Source organism: Psychrobacillus soli (genome assembly GCF_006861775.1).
In the GTDB taxonomy this organism is placed as follows: Bacteria; Bacillota; Bacilli; order Bacillales_A; family Planococcaceae; genus Psychrobacillus; species Psychrobacillus soli.
On the sequence record NZ_VDGG01000014.1, the window covers coordinates 1 to 13,131 of the forward strand.

Annotated in this window: 16 protein-coding genes and 1 pseudogene; 14 read left to right on the forward strand and 3 right to left on the reverse strand. The window is 36.6% G+C overall.

The genetic code is table 11. The features are described 5' to 3' along the window. Nucleotides 1-307: 307 nt before the first annotated feature. The 6 genes from FG383_RS07890 (at nt 308) to FG383_RS07915 (ending at nt 4,725) form a co-directional block, all read left to right on the forward strand. Nucleotides 308-1,102: a hypothetical protein gene (locus tag FG383_RS07890; protein ID WP_142606657.1), complete on the forward strand. Its 795-nt coding sequence runs from the start codon at nt 308-310 to the stop codon at nt 1,100-1,102. A gap of 1 nt (nt 1,103) precedes the next feature. After that, complete coding sequence (locus FG383_RS07895; RefSeq protein WP_142606659.1) at nt 1,104-1,475, forward strand: GntR family transcriptional regulator; 372 nt, start codon at nt 1,104-1,106, stop codon at nt 1,473-1,475. After that, nucleotides 1,472-2,194 (forward strand): ABC transporter ATP-binding protein, encoded by a 723-nt coding sequence (locus tag FG383_RS07900; protein ID WP_142606661.1) that lies wholly within the window; start codon nt 1,472-1,474, stop codon nt 2,192-2,194. Before FG383_RS07895 ends, FG383_RS07900 begins: the two co-directional genes overlap by 4 nt. Beyond that, nucleotides 2,172-3,095 carry an ABC transporter ATP-binding protein gene (locus FG383_RS07905; protein WP_142606663.1) on the forward strand — a complete coding sequence of 308 codons (924 nt, stop codon included), beginning with the start codon at nt 2,172-2,174 and terminating at the stop codon, nt 3,093-3,095. The genes FG383_RS07900 and FG383_RS07905 overlap by 23 nt, the downstream gene beginning before the upstream one ends. Further along, the gene (locus FG383_RS07910; RefSeq protein ID WP_246096905.1) at nt 3,064-4,005 is read left to right on the forward strand and encodes an ABC transporter permease; all 942 of its coding nucleotides are present in this window, start codon (nt 3,064-3,066) and stop codon (nt 4,003-4,005) included. Before FG383_RS07905 ends, FG383_RS07910 begins: the two co-directional genes overlap by 32 nt. 306 nt (nt 4,006-4,311) lie before the next feature. Further along, nucleotides 4,312-4,725, forward strand: a complete 414-nt coding sequence (locus FG383_RS07915) for a DUF4183 domain-containing protein (protein WP_142606667.1) — start codon at nt 4,312-4,314, stop codon at nt 4,723-4,725. A gap of 339 nt (nt 4,726-5,064) precedes the next feature. On the opposite strand, the gene FG383_RS07920 is transcribed toward FG383_RS07915, so the two are convergent. After that, on the reverse strand, nt 5,065-5,409 hold the full coding sequence (locus FG383_RS07920) for an ATPase (protein WP_142606669.1): 345 nt from the start codon (nt 5,407-5,409) through the stop codon (nt 5,065-5,067). Nucleotides 5,410-5,616: 207 nt separating this feature from the next. On the opposite strand from FG383_RS07920, the gene FG383_RS07925 reads away from it, so the two are divergent. From FG383_RS07925 to FG383_RS07940, 4 genes and pseudogenes are all read left to right on the forward strand, one after another. Continuing rightward, nucleotides 5,617-6,087 (forward strand): DinB family protein, encoded by a 471-nt coding sequence (locus tag FG383_RS07925; RefSeq protein WP_142606671.1) that lies wholly within the window; start codon nt 5,617-5,619, stop codon nt 6,085-6,087. A gap of 114 nt (nt 6,088-6,201) precedes the next feature. Beyond that, nucleotides 6,202-6,660, forward strand: a pseudogene (locus FG383_RS07930) (sigma-70 family RNA polymerase sigma factor); the annotation flags it as partial. A 49-nt stretch (nt 6,661-6,709) separates the two neighbouring features. Continuing rightward, entirely contained in the window at nt 6,710-6,988 is a 279-nt protein-coding gene (locus tag FG383_RS21620; RefSeq protein ID WP_425467637.1) for an FtsW/RodA/SpoVE family cell cycle protein, read from the forward strand. 17 nt (nt 6,989-7,005) lie between these two features. Continuing rightward, complete coding sequence (locus tag FG383_RS07940) at nt 7,006-7,359, forward strand: hypothetical protein (RefSeq protein ID WP_142606673.1); 354 nt, start codon at nt 7,006-7,008, stop codon at nt 7,357-7,359. Between the two features lie 67 nt (nt 7,360-7,426). Here the strand turns inward: FG383_RS07940 and FG383_RS07945 are convergent, their stop codons facing one another. Next, a complete protein-coding gene (locus FG383_RS07945) occupies nt 7,427-7,840 on the reverse strand; it encodes a hypothetical protein (protein WP_142606675.1) in 414 nt (137 codons plus the stop codon). 527 nt (nt 7,841-8,367) lie between these two features. Further along, nucleotides 8,368-8,679, reverse strand: coding sequence for a hypothetical protein (locus tag FG383_RS07950; RefSeq protein WP_142606677.1), 312 nt, complete (start codon nt 8,677-8,679; stop codon nt 8,368-8,370). Between the two features lie 538 nt (nt 8,680-9,217). On the opposite strand from FG383_RS07950, the gene FG383_RS07955 reads away from it, so the two are divergent. Genes FG383_RS07955 through FG383_RS07970 form a run of 4 tightly spaced genes read left to right on the forward strand, consistent with a single transcriptional unit; the run spans nt 9,218 to nt 13,078 of the window. After that, on the forward strand, nt 9,218-9,592 hold the full coding sequence (locus FG383_RS07955; protein WP_142606679.1) for a dimethylsulfonioproprionate lyase family protein: 375 nt from the start codon (nt 9,218-9,220) through the stop codon (nt 9,590-9,592). Nucleotides 9,593-9,626: 34 nt separating this feature from the next. Beyond that, nucleotides 9,627-10,826, forward strand: coding sequence for a CaiB/BaiF CoA transferase family protein (locus FG383_RS07960; RefSeq protein WP_142606681.1), 1,200 nt, complete (start codon nt 9,627-9,629; stop codon nt 10,824-10,826). Nucleotides 10,827-10,862: 36 nt separating this feature from the next. Then, a complete protein-coding gene (locus tag FG383_RS07965) occupies nt 10,863-11,906 on the forward strand; it encodes a Gfo/Idh/MocA family protein (RefSeq protein WP_142606683.1) in 1,044 nt (347 codons plus the stop codon). Continuing rightward, on the forward strand, nt 11,891-13,078 hold the full coding sequence (locus FG383_RS07970; RefSeq protein WP_142606684.1) for a dihydrodipicolinate synthase family protein: 1,188 nt from the start codon (nt 11,891-11,893) through the stop codon (nt 13,076-13,078). The genes FG383_RS07965 and FG383_RS07970 overlap by 16 nt, the downstream gene beginning before the upstream one ends. Nucleotides 13,079-13,131: the final 53 nt, after the last annotated feature.

The window sequence follows — 13,131 nt, forward strand, 5'->3', positions numbered from 1 at the left end:
TACTGGATTTACACATTCGAAAAAACTGTATAAAATTTTGTTTTTTACGAGCCGAAGCTGATAAGTAAGCAATTTCCATTGATTTTCGCTGCAGGCGGGGAAGGCTCATCGCTCGCCCCACGGAAAGCGTCCGCCCTGCAGCGAAAATTCCCAGCGGACACTTCATTCAGCTCACTACGACGCAGTATCCCTATTTTGTGCGTCATTCCTTGTATCGTTCTTTTTATAAAATGCTATTAATACTTTACAAAACATTTTGATATAGTGTACTATGTAACTAATACACTAATACTTAAGGGGAGTGCATATGAAACAGTTGAAAGGACTAATAAAAAAAGAATGGGAGCTGATGAGGCTTTGGCTTGTCATTCTATTCATTTTGAATGCGTTAGGCATAGTAGGAATCCCATTATTGTTGCATACATGGATAGACGATGTGCCTATTTTTAAGACCGCTATAATATTAGCTGGGATTTGGCTACTTTTTAGTCATCTAATCGCATCCATTCTTTTCCTTACAAGTTTGCAACTAGATATGAAAAGGCCAGATATTTGGTTGCATACGGAAAGCACTATTTATAAATTAATCGGCACTAAGCTTGCTTCGGCTACCGTCATAACATCATTGTCTTTACTGTGGATCGAGTTATTATTAATTATCTTACAGTCGGTAATTGGCGATCCTGCGTTTATGACATTAGGTCAATTATTGGAATTGAAAGTATATGCTTTTGTTGGCGTCTTTTTCTCGCTTATTCTTAACTTAATTATCGTGTTTTTCTTTTGGGTCATTTATCATTTAATGCGACCATATGTAAAAGGGTTTTCTATTATCATTTCCATTTCCTTGTTTATGGTTAGTTCTGGTATTTGGAGTATGAGCAGCAATATCGAATTGTTCGAAAAGGTACCTCGTTTCGGAGGTATTCATATTCCGATTCCAAGTTTTATTGAGCAGTTGAGGAATTATGATAATATCGAAAATTTAACGTTTTTGGTAGAACCGACGATTTATGTTAGTGAAATTTTCCTCATTACTCTATTTGCTATTATTCTTTTTTGGGGGTCGGCATTATGGTTCGAAAAGAAAGTGAGGATTTAAGATGAGCATCGATTTTTTGCCAGACAAACCAATTTATCAACAATTAATAGATCGAATTACTGGAGAAATTATTCGAGGCAATGTGAAGCCGGGCGAAAAATTGCCTTCAGTTCGTGAATATGCAGTGGAAGTCGGTGTGAATGCAAATACAATGCAGCGTGTATACAAGGAGCTGGAAATGATGGGGATTTCAGAAACGAAACGTGGGCAAGGAACTTTTGTAACGGACAACGAAGCACGTTTACAGCAATTACGCGATGAAGTAAAAGAAGGGCTAGTACAGTCTTTTCTAACGAGTATTGAGGCATTAGGTTTTTCCAAAAAAGAAATGATTGAATATATCCAAACGAGGGAAAGGGGGGAAGAAGGATGATTGTATTAGAAAATGTAGATAAAAATTATGGAAAACATCAAGCATTATCAGGACTCAATTTGACAATTCCACTAGGAAAGATTATTGGGTTAGTTGGGGAAAATGGAAGTGGAAAATCCACACTATTAAAGATAATAGCGGGACTTACAACCCCATCAAGTGGGTCGGTTCAAATCGATGAACTTAAAGCTACGAGAAGAATTGCAAGTAAGATAGCCTATATGCCTGATGCCGATATGTTCTATCCCTTCTTTTCGGTCGAGCGGTTATTCCGTTTTTATGAAACACAGTTTGAAGACTTTAATTATTCGAAAGCTTGTATCGTCGCACAATATTTAAATGTACCGTTAGATGCAAAATTAAAAAATTTGTCTAAAGGGAACAGAGGACGTGCTAAAATGGCGGCAACATTAGGACGAGAGGCATCTTATTATTTGTTAGATGAACCGTTTTCCGGATTTGATCCACTTGTTCGTGAGGACATTATTAAAGGAATGATTCAATTTACTGATCCGGAAACACAAACGGTACTTATGTCCACGCATGAAATTAAGGAAGCAGAACCGTTACTCGACGCCATTATATTATTGAATCATGGAAAAATTTTAGCTTTTGAAGAAGTGGAAACAATTCGTGATCAGTATGGTGTGGATGCAGTCACATGGATGACTAAACTAATTAAGGAAGGTGATTTGAGTGGAAATAAAACCAATCGTTGAATTGAAAAATCTATCGAAAACTATTGGAAAGAAAAAAATTATCGATCAATTAGATCTGTCCCTATATCCTGGTCAAATTACAGGATTTTTAGGACCAAATGGAGCTGGTAAAACGACAACAATCCGTATGATGGCAGGACTGATGAAGCCGACTACGGGAGATGTGATAATTGATGGACTTTCACTACGTTCTAATTTTGAACTAGGTATTAGTAAAATGGGCGCAATCGTTGAAAACCCGGAATTATATAAGTTTATGTCCGGTTACAAAAATTTAGTTCATTTCGCCCGTATGCATCATAATGTGACAAAAAAACGGATCGATGAAGTCATTCGCCAAGTGGGAATGGAAAAACGAATTCATGAAAAAGTATCGACCTATTCACTTGGAATGCGTCAACGTTTAGGTTTAGCTCAGGCGTTGTTAAATAACCCGAAGTTTCTCATTTTAGATGAACCGACGAACGGTTTAGATCCTGCAGGAATTCGAGAATTTCGTACCTATTTACGGAAAATTGCAGAAGAGGATGGCGTTTCTGTTTTAGTATCGAGTCACTTATTATCTGAAATTGAGCTCATGTGTGATCGGATTGCAGTTATCCAAAACGGAAAACTTGTAGCTATTCGAGAAGTAAATGCAATCGAGGAATCTCAATACTACATCGAAGTTCAACCAGTAGATAAAGCTCGTAGCTTACTATCTGACAAAGGCATAATCGTAGAAAACTATCAAGATGGTTTATTAATAAATGTAGAACAGTCCGCAATACCAACGATTGTAGAACAATTAGTGAAGCAAAATATTGCGATTTATGCGGTTTCGCATCATCGCAAAACATTAGAAGAGCAGTTCTTAGAAATGACAGGAGGTGGGCAAGTTGTTGAATCTAATTCGAAATGAATGGATGAAATTATGGCATAAAAAAGCAACATGGGTAATGGTCATCCTACTTATTGCAATGATTATTGGACTTGTTGGGCTCACGAAATGGATGGATCGAAATACCGAAACCCCTCCTTGGGAGCAGTCGATCACGGAAGAACTTACGATGGTTAAACAGCAGCTAACTGCATCGGATTTAAGTAATGAAACGAAAAGTAACTTGGAAGAACAGCAAATGTTACTTCAATACCGACTAGATGAACGAGTAGCGCCTATATCTGGTCAAGGATTTGAAGGATTTATGATGGAATCATATGGTATGTCCTCTATTATTACATTATTAACGGTGATTGTAGCTGCAGGGATTGTTGCTTCAGAGTTTTCACAAGGAACGATTAAAATGTTGTTGGCGCGTCCGGTTCGTAGATGGAAAATTCTTACGTCGAAATTTTTGACGGTCGTTGCATTTGCACTTTTCTTAACAGTGATCTCTTATGTCGTATCACTCATTATGGGGATGATTTTTTATGATGCTTTAGGCGGAAGTTTACTAGAAGTTGTGAATGGTCAAGTGATTGAAGAGTCGTATTGGCTAAAATCGATTTGGTTGAATGTATTAGCACTAGGTGATGTTATTATTACTGCAAGCTTTGCTTTTGCAATTGGTACCGTCTTCCGTTCTAGTTCCTTAGCAATTGGAATCGCTATTTTCCTTATGTTCACCGGCACACAATTTTCGTTTCTCTTACGAAATTATGAAGTCGCTAAATATATATTGTTCTCGCATACATTTACTCAAATAGAAACAGGAGGTTCCTTTATCGAAGGAATATCGACGCCATTTTCAGTTGCTGTATTAGTTGTTTACTTCGCTTTCTTCTTAGCAATCAGTTATTGGACGTTTACAAGACGTGACGTTACAGCATGATTAATGTCCTGTGTAAGAAGCAGATAGGGATTTAAAGCTTCTAGCATTTGGATTCAGTAGTTAAGGGATACTTTTTTTCTGCTGGAAACAGCGATGGAGGAAAAGTATTAGATGAAGGTGCTTAGTATTAAACTATAGATAAGGATAAAGGTTAAGGGAGGCTACTATTTCCCTTAATCTATTTTTTGTTAAGATTCCGCCTCAAATTATTAAAGACATTTAAAGCGTGCATTGGTCAAATGGGGGATTAAGCTAAACAAAAAACTAACGATGAACATATAGTATAGTTAAGGAGGTGTCAATATTATGGAAGACCACAAAAAACACAAAAAAATAATGCGAGTATACGATTGTCATACCAAAAGAAGAAAGTTTGTCTGTAAGAGTAATGAAATGAAGATAATAGATGCCCCTGTGGTTAGTATTATACCGACTGTTAAAAGGTATTTTTATATTCCAGAAGCTACTATGGACTTGACAAGGGGGGCTACGATATCTTCTACTCTCTTTACTAACGATGATGGAAACCAAACAACTGAGTTTATGAGCTTTACCCCAAATGGATACGCCAATTTGCATATCAATGGAGTAATCCAAGAGGGTGGAATATACACTGTAAATACAAATTCTTTAATTATTAACCCAGTTAATTCTAGAATTAGTGCGATGACGCCTATAATAGTTGAGGTGTTGACATTCTCGTCTAAACTTAGTTACTAATACAAAGTGAAATTGTCCTTGTGTAATATACAATTCTGATTCCTCCTATAATTGTATGTTACACAGGGAATCAATACAGATGTCTATCTAGCCAAATAGATAGACACCATATATCAGCTTAATAGTTCACTCCAAAGACTGCTTGATTATCAGATTGACGCTGTCTTTTTAAGTACTTCAAAATAGATTTTTTACAGACACGCTAATTTAGTAGTATCTCATTGAACAAACAAAATATGACATTAAATAAAAAAGTGCTGCCCCATAAGTCGATAACTTAATTGACTATGGGGCAGCACTTTTTAAACAGGTTTTAACTGTTAAGATTTCTTTTTAAAACTATAGAATTTGTACTAATTCTGAGTTCAAAATTCGTTGAGCAGGAATAATTAAACCAGAAGCTGTTCTTCCGTAGACAGAATATAGTCCACCGGTTTGTTTTGGAACAATTTCAACTTCATATTGAAATGCTCCCCCAACTAAATTAAGGGTCACAAAAGTAGAAGCATTGCAATTTGCGGTAAAGTTAGCTGATGAAAGTATTTCTCTTGTCCCGTTAAGTCTATAAACTCGAGCTACTCCGGTAAGCGTACCTCCAGTACGATTTAGTATTTTAACTCGAACGTTCGATGCATTCCCAGGTTGATTTCCCACATTTTCGATCGGTCCAGTTGTTAATGGCATCTAGAATTCACCTCCTTACATAAAAAAATTATAATCTGCAGATTATGTAATTATTGTATTCAGTAGTCTATTTATTCTCTAAACAGAGTAACTAATTTTCCAAAAGTAATATTATGAATGTCCCTGTGTAAAAGCATTTCAAAAGAAGGATTTCTACAAACGTATGTGGAATGTATCTTAGAAGCGAACATTAGAGGAGGATTTTATATGAAACAAACAATTTTACTTCATATGGATACTTTGCGAAGTATAACGTTGAAATCTATCGATAAAATACCAGAAGAGCTTGCGGATGTTGTTCCTGAAGGTTTCAACAATAATATTCGCTGGAATTTCGGACATATTGCTTTTGTACAAGAAAGACTTGTATATAGTGTTCTAGGTGAAAAGATGGGCCTCCCAATAGAGTACGAGGAATTTTTTAGCCCAGGAACTAAACCGGCAGATTGGAACGGAAATCCTCCAACACTTGCAGAGATTTCTTCTGTCTTAACTGAACAAACAGCAAGAATAAAAGCATTTGTCCCAGATCGCTATTCGGAAAGCTTGCCAACCCCATTTACGAATCGTATGGGTATCTCATTTTATACCCTTGGTGAAACCCTATTGTTTAGTTTTTATCATGAGGGAATGCATATGGAAACGATTAAAAGATTATACAAAACTATTTCAAAATAAATATTGCTAATTTAGCTTCTTTAAGTATTTTCCTCTTTAGGTAGCCAGTATATAAAGACCATGAATTTATGGGATTTAACACGGCTACTTGAAGGGGATTTTATTATGTTAGTGGGTCTGGATATTTTAAGGCTTGTCTACTCGTACGTTAATAATAAAGAGGTTGCAGAGGATTTAACCCAAGATATATTTGTGAAATTTTATCAATCCATACATACATTTAAAGGTAAATCTAAGCTGAAAACATGGTAGTGTCGAATTGCTATTAATCATTGCAAAGATTTTCTGAAGAGCTGGTATACCAAACATGTTTTCATTGCAGAAGATACAGAAAGTAGTTCAACACAAAAAGAATTCGTAGAAGAAGTAATTATACAAAAAGAAGCGAATGATCAATTAATTTCTGCGTTAATGACATTGCCTATTAAATACCGTGAAGTGATTTATCTCTATTACTATGAAGAACGACTCATTAAAGAAATCGCGGTACTCACCGAAGTTAGTGAGAACACAGTTAAAACGAGACTCAGACGTGCCAAACAACTTCTAGAAGAGCGGTTGGAGGAGAAGTAATGGAAGAGCGTTTAAAAAACCTGATAAAATCAATGGAAGAATTATAGTAATCGCGTGTAAAGTACATTATCCATATGGTAAGTTTCTACTCATTGGGGCGGTTGCTCTTTATAGCATTCAGCTAGTTACGAATATTGCAATGATGCTAGGTTTTCTCCCAATGATTTTTATGTCACTGCCATTTATTGGTTATTGCTTGATACCTACTATATTTAATGCATTTTTAATCGGTGTCGTGCTAAGTGTATATCGACGTAAGGACCTAGTTGCTAGTGGTTTTATAACAAAGGATAATCTTCTGAAACCTAATCCCTCCCTATACGACTAACTGGTTGGAGGTGTGCAATGAATAAAATGATCGTAAGTCTAATGATAGTTGTATGTTCCATCTATTTAACTGGCTGTATGGGGCCGGAAACGGAAGTGAAGGTATCTAAAAATCCAAATGCAGATATTTTTCAATGGGAAGGTTTAATTTATCAATCTAATATCGACTGGGTGGATGAGATTAAACTCACAAAACATGAGTTGGTTGGAGAAGTAGGGGGAATTTCCGATAATAAAAAACAATTTAGCAATGGAGTGGCGAACAAATTGCCAATAGGAGCGAAGATTTTCTCCGCAAAAGAGCGGCAAGATATATTAATTGTAGAATATGATGAGAACAGTAAAAAATACTTAGCGCTTAGTGAAGGATAAAGGGAGCGACAGTCTCCCTTCCTGCCGTCATTATGTAATAGTGGTAAAAGTAAAATTGATAATTCAATTAGGGACTATTAGTAGAGCTGACCTGTATTGTAAAAGCCTGTTGTTCGATATGATTTTTTATCATCATATCGTTGAAAATCTGAAGTATTTCTTGTTGTTGATGTTCAGTAACTTCCTTTATATTTTCTAGAATGATATTAAGCTTAATATCATTTGAAGAATATATCATGGCCGCAATGGAATAGTCGTATCCCGCTTTCTCCATTTCAATGCCCACTTGCTCAAAGAAACCTCCATCTGTATAAAGATACTCTTGAAAATCATATAAAGCTTGCTCTTCCTCAGCGGAAATTTGTAAAGGATGCTTACTTGTTTCTTTTTCCGATCCAGATTGCTGAGGATACATAAATAAAGCAACGAGCATCAATAGAAAGAAACCAACACTGCCTATAAGGCGATTCCATTTCCTCACACTGCTCCTCCTATAGTGTTTATTCAAGCATATGTTTACATGGTTGAAATAATAACCATAAGTAGTTCTTCAAGGCTTTTCACAAATTACTTACTTTTGAAGGGAAAGTAGTGAGGAAAAATTCCTCTAGTGCTCACTTCCCAATCTTACCTGGAGGAGATTGTCCTATAAAAAATGTGTCACAATCATCGTCGTCTCACTTGAAGTAAACTTGTTATTTTAATATTTGGTTGCTTTCACTAGCTGGTTTGTTGCTCTATGCCATTTTTTAGTTTGATTTATTCCGTAATTACATAATATTGGTATTTGTTGAACTTAGATGCTGATTAGTAGGCACATCCCACTTATTTTCGCTGCAAACGGCGACTCCTTAAGCATCCGATTACTTCCGAAGCGTAGGTTTTCAGCTAAGAGAGCGATCATTTTGTGATGCACCGTGGTAGCGCTGATTTCGTGCTACTTGGATGGCTAATAGGTGTTGTAGACTTTTAAGTAAAATCAACGCTTTCCTGAAAATTGTTTATGCATTAGATATTTTTGAAGAAAACAATTCTTTTCCTAGCATAATCGATTATTACTCCTATAAACATACAACTTACAAAATGTATAAAATAGGCTATCTCGTTATAATGAATGGTAAAACTTCCCGTCTCTTGCAATTGTAAATTTTGATTCACGATACGATCTCCTAATCCATTATGAAATAACATATTCAATAAGGGGTTGATGTTTAATAATAGGTTACCATAATCAATAGCTGCAATATTTAATAGAATCGCTGCTATTGCGAAAGTATCGAAAATAAAGGTGAACATATACTTTTTGACTCTACTTAACATGGGCAACATCTCCTTTTTTATAATAGTATTCATTATCATATTCCATAAAGTTACCTAAACTTCCTTTACTCTGTTTAATTTTCAAATCAAACGTCATTGTAAAACATTGATTATATAAATATATTAGCGTGAACCGATTAGTATTTCTTTGTATTAAAGAAATAATAACGTTTCAACTGATATGTTTTAAAACGAGAACTTGCAGGGACTAAGAGGAGACAATTTGTTGCAAAGTAAATATAATCGATGGTCATTCTTAGTGCTGTTCTTACACTCTTTCTATGGGGTGATGAAATTGTTTGAAATCTGATGCTTAAAAGCGAATGAAAAGCGTTTTTTACTGAAGGTACTTTATAAGTCCATTCACATAGAGGAATGTTTTAGCCTACCACTAAAAAGAAGGATAGACTGTCCCTCCTCTGATAATTATCTAATAAAAAAAAGTGTGTTGACAAATCGTCTGAATATTGTAAAATGTTAATTAGTAAATTGGTTTACTATTTGAAAGCCGATTGAATAGGATAAAGGAGATGTTCAAATGAAAATCATGCAATTAGAAGATGCGGAAAGAACATACTTTCCGACAGGCAGAAATACAAGAGTTTTAATTGGGGCACACAGTCCCGTGCAAGCAGAAAACTTTGTGATGGGGTACGTAGAGTTAGATCCAGGTGGGTCAGTGCCAATGCATGAACATATACAAGAAGAAGTTTATTATATAGTCGAAGGTGCCGGGGCAATTGAAGTAGGAGATGAAACAAGAGAAGTTCGTACAGGTGACGCTATCTATATTCCAACAAATAAACCTCATTGCTTAACGAATACGTCAGAGAAGTCGATGACGATGATGTTCGTATATTCTCCGGGTGGTACAGTGAAACATTGGGCAGAAGAACAACAAAATTTACGATAATAGGAAACCGGTTTATTAAAAAGGAGGAATTCAATTGCTTAAATCAGTGAAAGTACTAAGCTTTACACATTTCTTACAAGGGCCAGCTGCGGTTCAGTTTTTAGGAGACCTCGGAGCTGATGTGATAAAAATCGAACATCCGAGGGGTGCTTATGAAAGGCATTGGTCGGGACTCAATGCATTTTTAAACGAAGAAAGTATTTTCTATCTTCTTGCTGGAAGAAATCAGAGAAGTTTAAGTATCAACCTTCAGACAGAGGAAGGAAAAGAAATAATTTACAAAATGGTTAAAGAGGCCGATGTGTTAGTAGAAAACTTTAGACCGGGTGTTATGGATCGCCTTGGATTCGGTTACGAAGAATTGAAAAAAATAAATCCATCACTAGTTTACTGCTCATGTTCGGGATTTGGCTCCACAGGACCTTATAAAGATCGTCCCGGTCAAGATTTACTTCTTCAGGCGATGAGCGGTTTAGCTAGCTTGAACGGAAAAAAGAAGGATGCACCGGTACTTGTTGGAAGTGCAATTATAGACCAACACGCAGCAACTCTTGCAGCTATGGGCATCCTCGCAGCTTTATACGAGAGAAAAGAAACGGGCAAAGGGAAGAAAGTAGAAAGTAATCTACTAAGTGCTGCGCTAGATTTACAGATTGAACCGTTTAACTATTATCTCAATGGTTTTCCACTTTACGAAAGAAGTGAATCAGGTATTTCATCAAGATTTCATCAAGCCCCTTATGGAGTATTTGAAACATCGGATGATTATCTCTGCTTATCCTTGACGAATACGGCTAAATTAGCTGCTGTATTTGAGAATGATGAATTCTTGCAATGGAGCTATGAAGACCAGTTTGACGAAAGAGAGGCAATTAATACAAAAGTTGCAGAGCATATTAAAAGGAATACAAAACAGTTTTGGTTCGACAAATTTGATGCGCACCAAATCTGGTATTCACCCGTCAATAACTATGAGGACATAGAGAAGGACCCTCAAGTGGAATGGAACAAAAACATTCTGGAATTTGATCATCCAACAGCAGGTAAAGTTCGCTTATTATCTCACCCGGTTAGATATGACGGTCAAGCACCCAAAGTAAGGAAAGTTCCGCCGAAGCTTGGCGAACAAACAGAAGAAGTATTAAAAGAAGCTGGATTTAACGATAAAGAGATTGCTAATCTCATTGATAAAGGCGTTGTTACAAAAAGTCAAGAAGTTGTGAGCAAAAGTTAATATCATTCAAACTACAAGTTGAAATTGGAGGTTTATATGAAAACGTTAGGTGTAGGAGTTATTGGACTTGGTGCAATTGCACAAATTCATTTTGAAGCCATAAAGAAATGTGAACAATTGAAACTTACAGGAATCTATGCACGAAAACAAGATCAGGCACGCAGTGAAGCGGAAAAATGGGGATGCGTTGCATTCCAATCACCCGATGAGTTAATGGCAAATCCCAATGTAGATATCGTTGTATTGCTAACACCACCAGGTATTCATAAAGAACTAATTAACAAAGCAATTCACTATAATAAACATATTTTGCTAGAAAAGCCGATTGGAACATATTTGAAGGATATTGAGGAATACATTCAAGCAGCTTCAGAAAAAAACTTGTCGTTTTCCGTTGTCTCCCAACATAGATTCGACAATGCTTCCCAGCTTGTCAAAGAAAAAATTGAAAGGGGTTACATTGGAGAAATTGTTGGTGCAAACTGTTCAGTGAACTGGTATAGAGACACAGACTATTACCAAGGTTGGAGAACAAAACAGGAATTGGCTGGTGGCGGTGTGCTAGCGATACAGGGGATTCATACAATCGACTTAATGCTTTGGTTTTTAGGTGAAGTTGAGAGTGTGAAAGGCTATGTAACGAATCGATTGCACAAAGATATCGGTGTTGAAGATACTGCAATGGCGACAGTTAAGTTTGCAAATGGCAGTTTGGGTAGCATTAGCGCTTCGACTAGTTCGTACCCAGGCTTCCCTGCAAGATTAGAATTGTTGGGAACAAACGGAAGTATTACGATTGAAGGCGATCGACTCGTTTTCTACCAATCTAACTTGGATGAAAATCCGCCGATTGTTCAAGTGAAAAGTGCTAAAACAACAGATAGCCCATCAGATGTTTCAATTGAACCATTTGTCACTCAGTATGAAGACGTTATCCGATCAATCGAGCAAAGTAAAGAACCGCTTGTTTCAGGCGAAGAGGCATTTAAAGCATACAGATTAGTAGCTGCGATTTATAAATCTTCTGAAACAGGACTAGAAATTAATTTAAAAGAGGTGTCAGCATGTCTTACGAAATAAACTTGCCAAACCAAGAAGGGAAAGTCACTACCTACAAGTTAAATGAGCAAAAGGACTTCCAATTACCAGAAAAGCCCTTTCAAAGCAGAATCGCATATGCCGCAGCCCATGTCGTATTTAATCCGTACTCGGATATAGCAAACAAAGATAGTTCCTCTGTGGATTGGGAAAAAACGATAGAGTTTAGGAAGTATCTTTGGTCACTAGGATATAAAATTGCCGAAGCCATGGATACTGCCCAAAGAGGTATGGGCCTAGACTGGGAACTTTCAAAAGAACTTATTAAAAGATCCTTACAAGAATCAAAAATCACCGGCGGCGGAGTCGCTTGCGGAGCGGGAACTGATCATCTAATCGAAGATAAGGTCTATAGTTTAGATGAAATTATCGAAGCTTATCTTGAGCAGACTACCTATATTGAAAAATATGATGGCGAGATTATTTTAATGGCTAGCCGAGCATTAGCGAAAGCTGCCAAGTCTCCAGAAGATTACATTTATGTGTACAGGAAAGTTTTGGAGCAAGTGGAAAAACCGGTGATACTTCATTGGCTCGGAGACATGTTTGATCCCAAACTTGCAAACTATTGGGGGTATGAAGATCTAGATAGCGCCATGGACACTTGCCTAATGGTAATTCAGAATAATACAAATAAAGTGAATGGCATTAAACTATCACTTTTAGATAAAGACAAAGAAATAAGTATGCGGAACATACTTCCAAGCACTGTGAAAATGTATACAGGAGACGATTTTAACTATCCTGAACTCATACAAGGTGATAAAGACAACTTCAGTCATGCATTGCTAGGAATTTTTGATCCAATTGCTCCAATTGCCGCTTATGCTTTAGCTAAATTAGACGAAAATGATATGGAAGGATACAAAGCAATCCTTGAACCAACCGTTCCTTTAGCCAGACATATCTTCCAGACGCCAACCTTTCATTATAAAACGGGAGTTGTTTTTCTAGCATATTTAAACGGGCACCAAAATCACTTTAGAATGGTCAATGGAGCCGAAAATAATCGTTCAATAGTCCATCTATCAGAACTATTTAAACTTGCTGATCAAGCAGGTGTGTTGATTAATCAAAAACTAGCAATTCAAAGAATGAATCAGGTACTTCTTCTTTCAGGTGTTTATGAAGAGGAAACTGTTACTGCATTTTAATAGGAAGAGTTTATCTAATGATGCTTGTGATTTCCGCTACAGACGGATGCTTT

Coding starts and splice junctions, on each gene's coding strand:
- FG383_RS07890 (WP_142606657.1), top strand. CDS start 308: ATGAAACAGTTGAAAGGACTAATAAAAAAAGAATGGGAGCTGATGAGG.
- FG383_RS07895 (WP_142606659.1), top strand. CDS start 1,104: ATGAGCATCGATTTTTTGCCAGACAAACCAATTTATCAACAATTAATA.
- FG383_RS07900 (WP_142606661.1), top strand. CDS start 1,472: ATGATTGTATTAGAAAATGTAGATAAAAATTATGGAAAACATCAAGCA.
- FG383_RS07915 (WP_142606667.1), top strand. CDS start 4,312: ATGGAAGACCACAAAAAACACAAAAAAATAATGCGAGTATACGATTGT.
- FG383_RS07920 (WP_142606669.1), bottom strand. CDS start 5,409: ATGCCATTAACAACTGGACCGATCGAAAATGTGGGAAATCAACCTGGG.
- FG383_RS07925 (WP_142606671.1), top strand. CDS start 5,617: ATGAAACAAACAATTTTACTTCATATGGATACTTTGCGAAGTATAACG.
- FG383_RS07940 (WP_142606673.1), top strand. CDS start 7,006: ATGAATAAAATGATCGTAAGTCTAATGATAGTTGTATGTTCCATCTAT.
- FG383_RS07950 (WP_142606677.1), bottom strand. CDS start 8,679: ATGTTAAGTAGAGTCAAAAAGTATATGTTCACCTTTATTTTCGATACT.
- FG383_RS07955 (WP_142606679.1), top strand. CDS start 9,218: ATGAAAATCATGCAATTAGAAGATGCGGAAAGAACATACTTTCCGACA.
- FG383_RS07965 (WP_142606683.1), top strand. CDS start 10,863: ATGAAAACGTTAGGTGTAGGAGTTATTGGACTTGGTGCAATTGCACAA.
- FG383_RS07970 (WP_142606684.1), top strand. CDS start 11,891: ATGTCTTACGAAATAAACTTGCCAAACCAAGAAGGGAAAGTCACTACC.